This is a genomic window from Bradyrhizobium cedriense (assembly GCF_054602315.1).
In genome coordinates this window covers 174,479-188,554 of record NZ_JBTSWB010000003.1, presented here as the reverse complement: position 1 = coordinate 188,554, position 14,076 = coordinate 174,479, and the positions used below count along the sequence as shown (strand labels likewise).

The window sequence follows — 14,076 nt, the reverse complement described above, 5'->3', positions numbered from 1 at the left end:
CGATCCACGACCAGCCTCTGTTCAGGCCGGTCGCTTCAACCGTTTCCATGCCGGTGAGAGCCCGTATTCGACGACCGGAATCGCAAGCGCGCCGACAAGCAGTCCAAGTACGCCTGAGATGGCTGCCTCGACCGACCATTCGACGATGCCCGCAACGGATGGAAGGGCGTGTGCGGCAGCCTCGGTTGCGGCATGGACCGTGCGGCCCACTGCGGGCGGGCCGTATTTCTCGATGCCGTGCAGGATGATGCCGCCGCCGACCCAGATCATGGCGGCCGTGCCGATGGTGCTCAGCACCGCGAGGAAAGCGGGCATGCCGCGGACGAGCGCGCGTCCAAGCAAACGGATTGCGCCGCCAATGACCGAGACGCCATCGTAGCGGGCAAGGGCCACGCCGACATCGTCCGCCTTCACGATCAGTGCGACCACGCCGTAGACTCCAACCGTGATGAAGATGGCGACGAGGGCCAGCACCAGTGCCTGCGTCCAGATGCTGCCCGCGGGGATGGCGGCCAGCGTGATGGCCATGATCTCCGCCGACAGGATGAAATCCGTCTTGATGGCGCTCGCGACCTTCTCGTCCTCGACCGAGCGGGCATTCAACGCAATCGGTTGGAGCTGCGCTTCGTGGTGATGCGCATGATGCGGCAGCACCGCTTCGAGCACTTTCTCGGCTCCCTCGTAGCAGAGAAAGGCTCCGCCAAGCATGAGCAGCGGCGTGACCGCGGCGGGAAGGAAATAGCCGAGCAGCAGGGCAATCGGAAGCAGAACCAGCAGCTTATTGCGCAGCGATCCGAGCGCGATCTTGCCGACGATCGGCAGCTCCCGCTTCGAGGCAAAGCCGATGACGTAGTTTGGCGTCACGGCTGCATCATCGATGACCACGCCAGCGGCCTTTGTGCCGGCCTTGGCCGCCTGGCTCGCCACATCGTCGAGCGAGGCCGCCGCCATCTTTGCTATCGCCGCGATATCGTCGAGAAGACCGATCAGTCCGACACTCATCAAACCCTGTCCCTTCTTCGTTCGGGCCGGCGGAGTGCCCGACAGCACGCTCCCCCCGGCGTCGGAACGAGCACGTCGTCAATTGTCCTCGCCGCTCGACCCCTCGCGCAGGTCCGGCTTGATCACGTCCCCGGGCAGCACATGCGCCACAGGCTGCGGGCCTCCTGCGATCTCCGGGCCGATCTCGCGACCGCGGGCGCGGATCAGGCGCTCATAGGCCGAGACCAGCGTGACGTAGGGGCTGACCCAGATCCAGCCGTCGCGGGTGAAAACCTGCACGTCGAAATGCAGGTGCATCGACGTGCCGGCTGGATGGTCGAGATAGTTCGAGATCACGCCGATCTTCTCGCCTTCGGTGACGATGCGGCCATTAAGCACGCCGTCGGCGTTCATCGCATGCGGGTTCATGTGCATGTAGCGGAAGCGGATGTGCTCGGTGCGGCTGTTGACTTGAAGCGTCGCAGCCTGGTCCTTGGCGCCGCGGATCACGACGGCGTCTCGCACTGCGACGACGGCGCGCTGCTTGGGATCGCAGGGTTCGCGGCGCTCCCCGGGCGGTGGGCAGTCGGCGGCGCGAATGTCCTCGCCCTGGTGGCCGTAGCCACCGCCACATTGCCACACCTCGAAACTGCGCGACTCGCAGAAATTGTCGCGCCAGGGGTAGGCGGTCGGACCTTCGCTCTTGTCGCGTTTGCCGTACGATTGCGAGCGCACGAAGGCCGGTGCCTTCTCGAGCGGAAAGCGTATTTGCGCATAAGCCATTGGGTCGGGATGGCCGCCTTGCTTGCGGTAGCCGGTGTTCGGGATGATGTCGCCGCTCGGCCTGTAGCTGAAATCCGGCGAGCGTCCCGCCGGGCGATCGATGATGCTGGAGGCAATGTCCATCAATGGCCGCATGCGCTGGCCGCCCGCGACGCGCAGCGCCTTCAGGAAGCGCTCGGCGACCGGATAGGCCTCCTTGCAGGCGAGCCGCCGCGGCCTCGTGACGCTGTCGAGGCACTGGATCGACACCACATAGGCGACACCGAAGCGCGTGAAAGCGTAGCGCACATAGCCTTCGCGAATGAACTTGCGCAGGTCCGGGTAGGTTGTCACGAGCGGCTTGACTGGCTCCCCCTTGCCGCCGGCGGGATCGGCGATGTCGTAGACGAGCGCCGAGCCCGTGATCTGCACCTCGACCGGCCTTGCGAACACCCGGCTCGGCATGCCCTCGCCGGCGCCGGGCTCGAACGAGAAGGTCGCGCTATAGCCGGCAGGACCGGCATCGAACATGTCGACGGGATTGAAGTCGGCCTGGTACCGCGACGGCGCGAGCGTCGCCGGGGCGCCGCTGCGCTGCGCCGCGAGGTACGCGGCGGCGTCAAACGGCAGCAGCACGGGTACGGGACTTCGGGCAATGCCGGTGAAGAAGCGCGAGGAAATCGCGTTGAGCTGCACCAGTGCGGGCATCGCGCGTGGATCGTAGCGCGGCACCGAACGGCGGGGTGCAAAGATGAAGTCGCCCGCGATCTGGGGGTGGCTCTTGATCTCGTCACGGAGTTGGTCAAGCGCTGCGCGCCAGTCGACGCGCAGGGCCGTGAGCGACGGGCTGCGGAATTCATCCGCAGCGAGCGGTGCGGCAATGAGCAGCGACAGCGACGCCAGAAGAAGCGAGACGAAGCGGAAACTCTTCCTGCTCACTGCCTCGCCCCCGGCGGCACCTGTTCCGATCCTCGATTGCTCGTTAGTCCTTGGCGCGCTCGGCGTAGGAGCCGTCTTCGGTCATCACCACGACGCGCGTGCCGACCGTGATGTGCGGCGGCACGGTGGTGCGCACGCCGTTGGAGAGCACCGCGGGCTTGTAGGAGGAGGAGGCGGTCTGCCCCTTGGTCACCGGCTCGGTATCGACCACCTCCAGCGTCACGCGCTGTGGCAGTGCGATCGACACCGGGTTGGTATCGTGCATGGACAGCTTGACGGTCATGCTCTCCTGAAGATACGCGGCCGCGTCGCCGACGACGTCCTTCGACACCTGGACCTGATCGTAGCTTTCAGGGTTCATGAAGTGGTAGCCGTCGCCGTCCTCATACAGGTAGGTGTAGTTGCGCTCTTCGATCGTGGCCTTCTCGACCTGATCGGTGGTCTTGTAGCGCTCGGAAATCTTTACCCCGTCCGAAATTCGGCGCATTTCGATCTGGCTGACCGGGGTGCCCTTGCCGGGATGAATGTTCTCGGCGCTCACGACGACATAAAGCTTGCCGTCTTGCTCGATCACGTTGCCCTTGCGAATGGAACTGGCGATGACTCTCAAAGGTGTATTTCCTGCTTGCTTGGCCCGGCTGCGGCCAGGACGTGGTCAAATTGCTGGGGGACTTGGGGCCTCAAATCGGACCTCGGCGCCCGTTTCGGGCCGCAACATACTGATTTTGCCGTTGGATGCCAGCACTTTGCTGTCGGTTGGGGCCCTCGGCTAATGGCTGGGGACAAGCCGATGTCGCCTTTCTGGTCGCCGGGCAGGCACCTTGACCGGCGGCCGTTCCTCCAGTCCAGGGCCGTGGTGACCGGAGCTTTGCGGGGCTTTTTCGCCGAACAGGGCTTCATGGAGGTCGAAACCTCGGTCCTTCAGGTCTCTCCGGGCAATGAGACCCATCTGCACGCCCCCCGGACCGAGATCATGCGGCCCGACGGCAGCCGGGCCAGCCGATACTTGCGGACCTCGCCCGAATTCGCCTGCAAGAAGCTGCTGGCGGCAGGCGAGACGCGGATTTTCGAGTTCGCCCGGGTGTTCCGGGATCGCGAGCGCGGCGACCTGCATCTGCCCGAATTCACCATGCTTGAATGGTACCGGGCGGGTGCCCCCTACGATGCCATCATGGCCGATTGCGTCGTCGTGATCGCTCGTGCGGCGCAGGCAACCGGAATCGGGACTTTCTCCTTCCGGGGCCGGACCGCCGATCCCTTCGCCGAGCCGGAGCTCCTGACGGTCGCGGGTGCCTTCGAACGCCTCGCCGACATCGATCTGCTGTCGACAATCTCGGGCGGCGAGGGTAACCGTGCCGCGCTCGCCGCGGCCGCCGGCGGCAAGGTCCGTGTGGCCGAGGACGACACCTGGTCGGACATCTTCAGCAAGGTCCTGGTCGAGCATGTCGAGCCGCATCTGGGGCAGGGGCGTTTGACCATCCTGTTCGAATACCCATCTCCAGAGGCGGCGCTGGCGCGGGTGAAGCCGGACGATCCGAGGGTCGCCGAGCGATTCGAGGTCTATGCATGCGGCGTCGAGCTCGCCAACGGCTTTGGCGAGTTGACCGACGCCGAGGAGCAGCGAAAGCGCTTCACGGAATCGATGACGGAGAAGCAGCGCCGCTACGGCGAAGCCTATCCGCTCGACGAGGATTTTCTGGCTGCCGTTGCCGAAATGCCGGAGGCGAGCGGCGTCGCGCTCGGCTTCGACCGGCTGGTGATGCTGGCGAGCGGCGCAACACGAATTGATCAGGTGGTCTGGACACCGCCTGCGGATGAGAGATGACGAAGACGAATCTTGCACGCACCCTGCGCGAGCCTGCCGAGCTCGTCGCCGAGGGTCTGGCCCCCGCAGCAGCGCTGCCGGCGCTCGAACGCGTTGCCGCGCGCTATGCGGTGGCGATCACGCCGGCGCTGGTCGAGCTGATCGACACGACTGATCCCGACGATCCCATCGCCCGACAATTCGTTCCGACCGCAGCCGAGCTGGACCTGAAGCCTGGCGAGAACGCCGATCCGATCGGCGACCATCCGCATTCGCCGGTTCCCGGGATCGTGCACCGCTATCCCGACCGCGTGTTGTTCAAGCTCGTTCACGTCTGCGCGGTCTATTGCCGCTTCTGCTTCCGCCGCGAGATGGTGGGGCCTAGCAAGGAGAATGCGCTATCGGACAGCGCCTACCGCGCGGCGATCGACTACATCCGCTCGCATGGCGAGATATGGGAAGTGATCCTGACCGGCGGCGACCCCCTGATGCTGTCGCCGCGTCGCATGAGCGAGATTATGGCCGAGCTCGCTGCGATCGATCACGTCAAGATCATCCGCCTGCACACCCGCGTTCCCGTGGCCGATCCCGCGCGCGTCAGCGAGGAGATGGTTGCGGCGCTGAAGGTCACGGGCGCGGCCACCTGGCTGGCGGTGCACGCCAACCACGCGCGCGAACTGGCGGGGCCCGCGCGGGCTGCCTGTGCGCGGCTCGTCGATGCCGGAATTCCCCTGGTGAGCCAGTCCGTACTGTTGCGCGGCGTCAATGACAACGTCGCCGCTCTGTCGGATTTGATGAGAGCTTTCGTCGAATGCAGGATCAAGCCCTACTATCTGCATCACGGAGATCTCGCGCCGGGCACCGCGCATTTGCGAACGACGCTGGCGCAGGGGCAGTACCTGATGCGGCAGTTGCGTGGCCGGGTGTCAGGACTGTGCCAGCCGGACTACGTCATCGACATACCCGGCGGCGCCGGCAAAGCGCCCGCAGGGCCAGGCTACGTGCTGGCGCCGTATAATACCGCAGCCGACGCGGGTGATGCCGGAGCCGAAACGCGCTATCGTATCGTGGACTATTGCGGCGACGTTCACCTTTACCCGCCCGAGAGCTGAGCGGGGATTGAGAGCGCGCCGGTTTGAGCATGGAGAAGTGAAAATGAAGAAGATCATGCTGGCAGTTTCGCTCGCAGTCTTGCTTGGCGACGCGGCGGTTGCGCAGACCGGTGGCTCGAAAGGCTCGACATCCGGCGGTGCGATCCCCGGATCGGTATTGCCGGCGCCCGTCGGTCACCGCCAGCCGCGTGCGGCCGACGTGCCGAGCGAGAAGAATCTGAGCAATCCGAACACGCCGGCGAACAAGGAAGACGCGGAGCTTGATCGCAAGATCAAGAGCATTTGCCGCGGCTGCTAGGCGGTGAGGCGGGCAGGGCATTGCCCCGCCCGCTTTGCTTCAGCTAGGCCGATCGCTCGTGCAGCCCTGCGCGCTGGCCGTTGCGCCGGATCTCGACCGCGTCGGCGAGTTGCTCGAGCACGGTCGCCGTGGTGGGCCAGTCGATGCAGCCGTCGGTGATGCTCTGGCCGTAGGTGAGCGGCTTGCCGGGCACCACGTCCTGGCGGCCGGCGACGAGATTGCTCTCGATCATCACGCCCATGATGCGACTCTCGCCGCCCGAGATCTGGCCGGCGATGTCGGCCATCACCAGCGGCTGGTTCTCCGGCTTCTTGCTCGAATTGGCATGGCTTGCATCCACCATCACGAGCGGCGCGACGCCGGATTTGGTCAATTCATTACAGGCGGCCGCAACGCTTGCCGCGTCGTAGTTGGGCTTGCTGCCGCCGCGCAGGATGATGTGGCAATCCTCGTTGCCCGCGGTCGAGGCGATCGCCGAGCGGCCGAGCTTGGTCACCGCCATGAAATGATGCGGATGCGAGGCCGACTTCACCGCGTCCGCCGCGATCCGCACATTGCCGTCGGTGCCGTTCTTGAAGCCGACCGGACAGGACAACCCAGAAGCCAGCTCGCGATGGATCTGGCTCTCGGTGGTGCGGGCGCCGATTGCGGCCCAGGAGACGAGGTCGGCGATGTATTGTGGCGTCGTCATGTCGAGGAATTCGGTGCCGGCGGGCAGGCCGAGATTGTTCACCGCCAACAGCACGTTACGCGCCAGCCTCAGGCCCTTGTTGATGTCGAAGCTGCCGTCGAGATCGGGGTCGTTGATCAGGCCCTTCCAGCCGACGGTGGTGCGCGGCTTCTCGAAATAGACGCGCATGACGATCTCGAGCTGGTCGGAAAGGTCTTCGCGCAGGCGCGCAAGCCGCTCGGCGTAGTCGAGCGCGGCCTTTGGATCATGCACCGAGCAGGGGCCGACCACGACCAGCAGGCGGTCGTCCTGGCCGCCCAGGGTGGCGTGGATGGCGTTGCGGGCGGCCATCACCACGCGCGTCGCGGTGAGCGTGCGCGGGACCTCCCGCATCACCTCTTCCGGTGTGCTCAGCTCTTTCAGTTCACGGATGCGAAGATCGTCGGTCGTGCTCAGCACGGCGGGCTCCTGTCTGTTTTAGAACCTGCCGGCCATTAAAAAAGCCGCCAGGTCTGGCGGCTTGTTCGGACGTTTGCTGCAATGTGTCAGATTGAGCGCGATCCTCCCGCCGCCAGCGAGCTGTCGTAGCTAAAGTACCAAAAATAGCTGGTGGCGACGGTGATCATGACCGGCCATATAGCGTGCCGCTGGCGGGTTGTCACCCCCCAAAGCGCGCGTCGGGCAGCGGGAAACTTCAGGTGTTGTTCTTGCGTGCCGCCAGCGCCATGCCGATCAGGGTGGCGCCGCCGAAAAGCAGGTTGATACCGACGAGGACGCCGATCGCCCAGTCCGCCGAGCTCGGCAGTCCCGTGATCACCATGAACGAGATCGCGATGTCGACGAGGCCGGAGACCAGGAGCCACGACCAGCGGCCGCTGAGCTCGCGGCGATGCTCCAGCGCATACATGATGGTGGCGACGCCCTCGGCGAGGAAATAGGCGCCGAGCACGATGGTCAGCGTCAGCACGGCCTGCATCGGCCGGGCCAGCAGCAGCATACCGGTGAGCACGGCCAGCGCGGCCGAGACCAGCGACCACCAGAAGCCAGGCGTGCTGCGCGCCCAATAGGTCGCGATCAGTCCGCCGATGCCGCCGATCAGGAACATCCAGCCGAGGAAGATCGCGGTCGCAAGACTCGCGAGCGGCGGGAGCACCAATGCGGCAACGCCGAGAACCACGAGCAGGATGCCCTCGAACAGGAAGGCCTTCCAATGCGTCTTGACCGCCTGGTTCATTGCGGATTGCAGCCGTGAAAATTCCTCAGGCGATGTCATGATGGTCTCGATCTCGCAAAGCCGCCCATGCAGCTCAATCTGAGCTCAATCTACTCGGTGTGCACGGTGCTTACCATCCCGCGCCTCAGCCGCCGCCAGGCGCCGAGGAAAACCCGTCCGCGCTTGTGCGGATGCGGTTGCGGCCGAGAATGTAGATCGCCGTTGTGACAATCAGAAGCGCAAGGCCGAGGAGGATCGAGACGAAGCCGATCGGAATCAGCGCCAGTGTCAGGTTGCGCTCGGGGTTGATCAGCCAGTGATGGATCGAGGTCAGCACGAAGGCGAGCCCGAGAAAGCCGATGCCGCCGCCGGCCAGCAGCAGCGCCCACATCCGGCGGAGCTGGCTGAGCCGCTCGCGTGCGACGTCGGTCCGCGGCGCATGGTGGCGCGCGACACGCCGAACCAGGCGGATGGCGAAAGCAATCGAGCCGAAGCCGATCAAGAGGCTCGCGGCACCCAGCCACATCCGGAGCGTCGGATCGAGATCGGGCATGCGCTGCAGCGTCAGCAGCGGAAAGTCGAAGGCCGAATGCAGCGCGAGCGGAGCGGCGAAGATCAACAGCCGGCTGGAAAGACGGGCCCAGTCGCGATGGTGGCGGTTCGCGCCCAACGCCGTGCCGGCGCGCGCAATCGTCAGGTAAGCGCCCGCAATGATGCCGAGCGCGCCGTGGAAGGGCACGGTCAGCACGCTGCGCAGGGCGGCCAGCGAACGCCACATCTCCGCGTGCTGGACCAGATAGGCGAGGTTCTCGTAAGCGGCGAAGCCGAGGCCGACCGCGGCGCCATAGACCACGGTGTCCATCGGATTGGCGAAGGTCCGCCGCTTGGTCGAGGAGATCAGCACGATGGCGATCACCTTGACGGCTTCCTCGGGCAGCGCGACGCCGAAGATCGAATGCATGGCCAAGGCCGCCCAGGGATCGTCGGGGGCTGCGACCATCTTGGCGAAGGGGGCGCGGGCGAGGCCGAGGAGGGAAATGCTGGCCGCGCCGAGCAGGAACGCAGTCCAGACCTGGGCTGGCGGGCCGGGGCGCTCTTCAGCCGCGATGACGAGCCACAGCATGAGCAGCGCCGGGGCGATGGCGGCAGTTCCAATGACGGTGGGGAGCGCTTCGATCAGGTACATTGGCGCCGAAAATAGGTTCCCTTGATCCGCTTATCTACGTTCACCGATGCGACCATGTGTCATGCGCCTGCTGTCGGCTCGCTTAACGCGCGCGACGGCTTCCGTTCATCGGCGAATACAAGCGTAATCAATTGCATGACAAAAGATGCTCGTCATCCATGGCAATTGCCGCGCGCCCAGGGCCCGGTTCAGATTGGCAAGTCCGATCAAAGGAATGTGCGGGTTTCCTCGATTCACGGCGCATGTGTCTCGGCAGCGGATCCGCGGAGGGGGATGGCCTCTCTCCATGGCAGAGTGCGCTGCCGGCGGCCTTAGCCCCGCTTGGTCATCCGCCCCCGGGGCGGTGGAGCGATCCGGCGTGCCCGGATTTGCTTCAGCTCCCAGAACGCGCGGACGAGGCACGTGCCGAGGCAGAAGACGATGAGCAGCAGCAGGAAGGCCTGATCGACGGCAGGGATGTGTATCATGGCGATGATGAAGCAACGCTCGTGCCAGCGTTCCCGCGAATGGCCCGCGCTTTCGGCCCTCAGTGCCGGGTGAACGGTGGCGGGGCGTCGGGTGCGATGTCGAAGGCGCCCAGATGGAATTCCTCGCCGACGGTCTCGTGCGGCTCGGAATGCTGCGCGAGCAGCGTGAAGGCAGCCTGCGGATATCGCCTCCAGATCTCGAGGTCGCCGGCGGTGATGGTGAGCCAGCCGAACGTGTACATATAGCGTCCGGGCTGGGTGACCCGGCCGACCCTGTCCCACGTGATCTTCTCAACTGCGATCTTGTCGACTGCCATTCGGTTCCCCGATCGCAAGTCCGCAAATGACGCCCGTCGCGAGGCCGGACCCATAAAAACTGATCCCGCAAATGGGGCCATGATAGGGCAATGATTCGTCCGGCCTGTCCTCGGGCCGACTGCGGCGGCGCATATCGGCAGGGTCAATTTCCGGGAAGCGCGCGAACGGAGCTGGCGCGATAGCTGGCGGCGTAAAGTCGCAATCTCGTCGCGGCGCAAGCGATAGCGTTCAGACCAGCCCGAGCAACACCAGCAGCGCCAGCGCGCCAGCGAGTAGGACGAGCTTGATCGTCGTCCAAGCCGGGCCGTCCGGGCTGATCGCCAATCCGAACGTCGGACCTGCGCGCCGGAGCGTCAGCGCTGCGAGCGCATCGAAAATGGCGAGCGCGAGAGCGATGCCGGCGACCGATGACCATGAGACGGCCGGTGGCGTCCAAGCGGCGAGCCAGGCGGGGACGGAGCTTCTCATGGACACGAGCAGCGCGATCCAGGTGAACCAGAACGCGGAGCCCTTGACGATGTCGGGCCCGATCGTGTCGGGCTCGAACCTGATCCCTATCGTTCCGAGTGCGCTTTCGATGCGCGTGCCGTCGCTCAGGAAGAGAAACGCGCCGAGGTAGAGAGGAATGCTGGACTGGACCAGGAGCGTAATGATGCCGAACAGGACTGCGTAGCCGTAGGCATCACCGAGAATCGTCATGCCGGCCGCGAGCGGCGACGATGCGAGGGGCCGCGTGGCCGCAGCCTGGCGCTGCGGAAGCGATCTGGCACGCGCCATGTGCTCCAGCATCCTGGCACGCCGGTCCGGGGCATGGGAGGGCGCACGATGCATCCAGGGCGGCGGCTGCAGGGCAGCGCCGGAATGGCTTTCGGGGATGGTTTCGCGCTGCTCCATGGGCCTATACCGGTTCCGATCGGAGATTGGTCGGAAGTCGGAGGCCGGGAGTTCATGCCGGCTCAGGATTGCCTGCGTTGGCAGGCCATCGCGCAGCTGGCGCTCCCTAGCGGAAGCGCCACGATTCGATAAGTCAAATGGTTAGCCCAGTAGTTTCGCCGGCATGTTGCTCGCACGTTCTTCACGCCTGGCTAACCGGTCGTTCATTTGCGTCGGCGCTCGGGTCGTCTTCCGGGCGACACGCTGGGCGAAGGTTTACCGCGTTGTCCGGTAGCGCCACGGTTGCACTCCCTCAGTAGTTGTGCCTATTAGCCAGATATGGCTGGGGAGCTGACTAAACGGGGCATCGTGCACGTGTGCGCGCTGGGCGCGCTCGCAGTGTATTTCATGGTATGGCCGATCTGGCGGGCGCAGTTCCCGATCGAGATCTGGTTTACCGAATCGTGGAACGCCTATCATCAGGATGCCGCGGCGGCCGGCCTGCCGCTGTATCCTGGCTCCGATCAGCTTATCGTAAACAACTACCCGCCACTTTCGTTTTTCGTAGTCGGCTGGCTCGGGAGGATTTTCGGCGATCCTCTGTTTGCCGGGCGCGCTCTCTCGATCGTGGGGCTGATCGGCATTGCCATCGAGATCGTGCTGATCGTGCGGTTCCTCACGGGAGCGATTCTGGGCGGGGTGCTCGGCGCGCTCTGGTACGTATCTTTAATGGCGCACAACGCGACCTCTTACGTTGGAGCGAATGATCCTCAGATTGCCGGCCTTGCGATCATGGGCGCTGGCCTCGTTTGGTTTCTTAAGAGGGACAAGGTGGGAAAGACAGTCGAGCCGGCGCTGCTCGTGATGGTGGTCGCTGGATTCTGGAAGCACAACAACATCGGCATCCCACTCACGGCAGTCTCGTGGCTATTGTTACAAGGACGGCTGCGTCCGGTCGTGATGAGCGGTCTTGCCGCTGGTGCGGGCCTAGCTATTTGCGTCGCGATTTTCGGACTCGGATTCGTCGATAACTTGCTGACGCCTCGCGCGTATAGGCTTGGGCACCTGATTAGCCAACTCGGTCACCTGCAATGGATCGTTCTTGCTGTTGTGATCTGGGGCATATGGGCAGTTGTCGAAGGCGGCCGCGGCGCGCGGTTTACAGCACTTATGGTAGGCTGGGGGCTGCTTTCCTGCATGGTGCAATGGCTTGGCGATGGAGTCTTTGGCAACGCCGCCTTCGATCTGATGTTTGCAGCGGGTGTCGGCGTCGGTACGGCGCTCGCGCAAACCAACAGCGGGCCGAGACGTGACATCGCAGTTGCCTTGCTGGCGCTTCGCCTGATCGCCTCCACGCGACAGGAAAGCGCGGAGGTGCTGTTGAACCAGTCATTTCGGGCAAGTGTCTATGCTGCAGAGCGTCGGCACATCGACATGGTCAACAGGGTCGCTCAACTGCATGGGCCGGTGCTCTGCCGCCAAGCCAACCTTATTTGCCGCGATGCTGGCAAGGCATTTGTGGTTGACGACTTCAAGACGGATCAGATGATCGCAGCCGGCAAGCTGACACCTGACCAGGTCGACGATTTGATCCGGTCCCGCGGCATTACGATCTTCGAAGCTGCGAGTACAATGCGCGTCGGCCTCAGTATGTCGGAGCGCGGCTCTTGACCTCTGCTCGCGCGCAGGTCCGAAACGCCGCACGCTGCGGCTCATTTGCTGCGGGTGATCCGCAAGCTGGTCGGCGCGGAACGATCCGACTCACCGGGTGAAGTATCGGCCCGGCTATAAGGGTTGGAAGGCGTGGCCGGACGAGATGCTCGACAAGTTCGAGGCCCGCTGGCCTGTCGGCACAACGCCGCGGCTGGTCTATTCGGCGGCGCTCTATTTCGGGCACCGCCGGTCGGACGTGACGCGGGTTAAGCCGGCCGAGTTCAAGCAAAAGACGGGCAAGGCGCTGGTGCTGCCCATCCATCCGAATCTACAGGACGCGCTCGACGCGATCCGGGATCTTGAGGAGCGGTCGTTCGTGGTCATGACCGCTCGGGGCAAGCCGTTCAGCGCCAAGGGCCTGACGGTCGCATGCGGCGCTGGACCAAGGCCGCCGGCATGCCGCCGGACGGGCTGCGCAAGACGCTCGGAAGCAACTGGCGCTGCACATGGCGACAACCCGGGGGCGCCTGATCGACAACATCGAGCACGCCGAGCTTTACAGCCGGGAGGCCGAGCAGGAGGTCATGGCGGGGATGGCGATGGAACCGCTGATGAATTGGCGGCGCCCGAAGCCTGGCTAACCGGGCTGGCTAATCTGCCTACAACGCTATGATTGTTCGGTCTTTTTTGGCGCTCCCTAGCGGAATCGAACCGCTCTCTCCACCGTGAAAGGGTGGCGTCCTAACCGATAGACGAAGGGAGCAAACGCAGGGCCCCGCCGCTTTCCGCGGCACGGCCGCTGGCCGGCCGAACAGGGCCCGGCGGCTTGCAGCGGGCGAACGTATAGTGGCCTTTGCGCTCCCGGGCAAGCCGTTCGGGAACGGACTTCCGGCTCCGGTGGACAGCGCCGGCTCCGGGAACATTCGGAGGCGATTTCAACGATTTCTTAGGGTTCCCTGCGTAGCGCTGGACGGGGAGATTTTCGCTAATGCCACCGCCGAAAAAGCGCGCAGCCCGCAAGCTGCTGTCCCAGCACGCCTGGATCACGCTCGACGGCGGATTCGCTGCGCGGCACTGCCTGGTGCAGGACATCTCGGACACGGGCGCGAAGATCACGATGGACGAGGACGCGAGCCAGCTTCCCGGCGTGATCCGGATGGCGTTCGCACGCGACGCACGCACCGGGCGGAGCTGCCAGGTGGTCTGGCGCCGCGGCAAGTCGGCGGGCGTCAGGTTCATCTGATCGCAGACCCGGCCGCCCCGATGGCGCGCGGCGCCGGTCCGGGCTACAAGGCGGCGATGCGCACGCCGCTCCTCATCCTGATCTCGCTGCTGGCCACGTCCGCGACCGCGGCAGAGAGCCTGCGTCTGCCGCCTGCCGAACGGCCGCAGGCGGGCAACGCCCTGCCGTTAAAGAGCACCGCCGGGAAGGCGAGGGCAGGCTCCTGTGCCGCCTACGGCCCGCGCTTCGTCATGGTCGAGGGCACCGGGACCTGCGTGAAGATCGGCGGCTCGATCAGCATCGACACCGCCATCCGGCGCTGACGGCCATGCCGGCGGATCTGTTGCGGCTCGATATCATCGTCCCCGTGCTGATGTACTGCGCGCTGCTGTGGTGGATCGGCCGCGGGCTGAGCTGGACGGCACGGCTGGCGACCGCCGCGGTGACGCTGGTGCTCATCATCGCCGTCCTGGTGGCGGAGCGCGGCTGGCGCTAGCACCCCGACAAAACCGCGAAAACAACCCCATGCACAGTAGCCAAGCCACGGAAAACGCTGAGCATTGTCACTTTTAGGATTT

At 65.0% G+C, this 14,076-nt stretch carries 16 protein-coding genes and 1 tRNA gene; 8 read left to right on the top strand and 9 right to left on the bottom strand.

Going from position 1 to position 14,076, the window contains the following annotated elements:
- Positions 1-21: 21 nt before the first annotated feature.
- From ACYCVF_RS12520 to efp, 3 genes are all read right to left on the bottom strand, one after another.
- The gene (locus ACYCVF_RS12520) at positions 22-1,002 is read right to left on the bottom strand and encodes a DUF808 domain-containing protein (protein WP_459595816.1); all 981 of its coding nucleotides are present in this window, start codon (positions 1,000-1,002) and stop codon (positions 22-24) included.
- Positions 1,003-1,080: 78 nt separating this feature from the next.
- Positions 1,081-2,682 (bottom strand): M23 family peptidase, encoded by a 1,602-nt coding sequence (locus ACYCVF_RS12515; RefSeq protein WP_459595815.1) that lies wholly within the window; start codon positions 2,680-2,682, stop codon positions 1,081-1,083.
- A gap of 43 nt (positions 2,683-2,725) precedes the next feature.
- The gene (efp, locus tag ACYCVF_RS12510; protein ID WP_459595814.1) at positions 2,726-3,292 is read right to left on the bottom strand and encodes an elongation factor P; all 567 of its coding nucleotides are present in this window, start codon (positions 3,290-3,292) and stop codon (positions 2,726-2,728) included.
- Between the two features lie 162 nt (positions 3,293-3,454).
- Between efp and epmA the strand changes: the two genes are divergently transcribed.
- From epmA to ACYCVF_RS12495, 3 genes are read left to right on the top strand one after another with little or no spacing between them, the layout of a single operon-like run.
- Entirely contained in the window at positions 3,455-4,507 is a 1,053-nt protein-coding gene (gene epmA, locus ACYCVF_RS12505) for an EF-P lysine aminoacylase EpmA (protein ID WP_459595813.1), read from the top strand.
- Positions 4,504-5,598, top strand: a complete 1,095-nt coding sequence (locus ACYCVF_RS12500; protein WP_459595812.1) for a lysine-2,3-aminomutase-like protein — start codon at positions 4,504-4,506, stop codon at positions 5,596-5,598. The genes epmA and ACYCVF_RS12500 overlap by 4 nt, the downstream gene beginning before the upstream one ends.
- Before the next feature lie 43 nt (positions 5,599-5,641).
- On the top strand, positions 5,642-5,896 hold the full coding sequence (locus ACYCVF_RS12495) for a hypothetical protein (RefSeq protein ID WP_061026813.1): 255 nt from the start codon (positions 5,642-5,644) through the stop codon (positions 5,894-5,896).
- A gap of 43 nt (positions 5,897-5,939) precedes the next feature.
- Here the strand turns inward: ACYCVF_RS12495 and ACYCVF_RS12490 are convergent, their stop codons facing one another.
- From ACYCVF_RS12490 to ACYCVF_RS12470, 5 genes are all read right to left on the bottom strand, one after another.
- A complete protein-coding gene (locus ACYCVF_RS12490; RefSeq protein ID WP_459595811.1) occupies positions 5,940-7,025 on the bottom strand; it encodes a 3-deoxy-7-phosphoheptulonate synthase in 1,086 nt (361 codons plus the stop codon).
- 235 nt (positions 7,026-7,260) lie between these two features.
- Positions 7,261-7,839 carry an HdeD family acid-resistance protein gene (locus ACYCVF_RS12485; protein ID WP_459595810.1) on the bottom strand — a complete coding sequence of 193 codons (579 nt, stop codon included), beginning with the start codon at positions 7,837-7,839 and terminating at the stop codon, positions 7,261-7,263.
- 85 nt (positions 7,840-7,924) lie between these two features.
- Positions 7,925-8,965 carry a PrsW family glutamic-type intramembrane protease gene (locus ACYCVF_RS12480; protein WP_459595809.1) on the bottom strand — a complete coding sequence of 347 codons (1,041 nt, stop codon included), beginning with the start codon at positions 8,963-8,965 and terminating at the stop codon, positions 7,925-7,927.
- A 526-nt stretch (positions 8,966-9,491) separates the two neighbouring features.
- Positions 9,492-9,749: a hypothetical protein gene (locus ACYCVF_RS12475; protein WP_459595808.1), complete on the bottom strand. Its 258-nt coding sequence runs from the start codon at positions 9,747-9,749 to the stop codon at positions 9,492-9,494.
- Positions 9,750-9,978: 229 nt separating this feature from the next.
- Positions 9,979-10,644 (bottom strand): hypothetical protein, encoded by a 666-nt coding sequence (locus ACYCVF_RS12470; RefSeq protein ID WP_459595807.1) that lies wholly within the window; start codon positions 10,642-10,644, stop codon positions 9,979-9,981.
- A gap of 378 nt (positions 10,645-11,022) precedes the next feature.
- Between ACYCVF_RS12470 and ACYCVF_RS12465 the strand changes: the two genes are divergently transcribed.
- The gene (locus tag ACYCVF_RS12465) at positions 11,023-12,294 is read left to right on the top strand and encodes a hypothetical protein (protein WP_459595806.1); all 1,272 of its coding nucleotides are present in this window, start codon (positions 11,023-11,025) and stop codon (positions 12,292-12,294) included.
- 145 nt (positions 12,295-12,439) lie between these two features.
- Positions 12,440-12,949, top strand: a complete 510-nt coding sequence (locus tag ACYCVF_RS12460; protein WP_459595805.1) for a site-specific integrase — start codon at positions 12,440-12,442, stop codon at positions 12,947-12,949.
- A gap of 15 nt (positions 12,950-12,964) precedes the next feature.
- Here ACYCVF_RS12460 and ACYCVF_RS12455 read toward each other — a convergent pair.
- Positions 12,965-13,039: transfer RNA gene (locus ACYCVF_RS12455), tRNA-Glu, on the bottom strand.
- Positions 13,040-13,264: 225 nt separating this feature from the next.
- Between ACYCVF_RS12455 and ACYCVF_RS12450 the strand changes: the two genes are divergently transcribed.
- From ACYCVF_RS12450 to ACYCVF_RS12440, 3 genes are read left to right on the top strand one after another with little or no spacing between them, the layout of a single operon-like run.
- Positions 13,265-13,519, top strand: coding sequence for a PilZ domain-containing protein (locus ACYCVF_RS12450; RefSeq protein ID WP_440640194.1), 255 nt, complete (start codon positions 13,265-13,267; stop codon positions 13,517-13,519).
- 56 nt (positions 13,520-13,575) lie between these two features.
- Positions 13,576-13,821, top strand: a complete 246-nt coding sequence (locus tag ACYCVF_RS12445) for a hypothetical protein (RefSeq protein WP_459596457.1) — start codon at positions 13,576-13,578, stop codon at positions 13,819-13,821.
- A 5-nt stretch (positions 13,822-13,826) separates the two neighbouring features.
- Entirely contained in the window at positions 13,827-13,994 is a 168-nt protein-coding gene (locus tag ACYCVF_RS12440; protein ID WP_459595804.1) for a hypothetical protein, read from the top strand.
- Positions 13,995-14,076 lie beyond the last annotated feature (82 nt).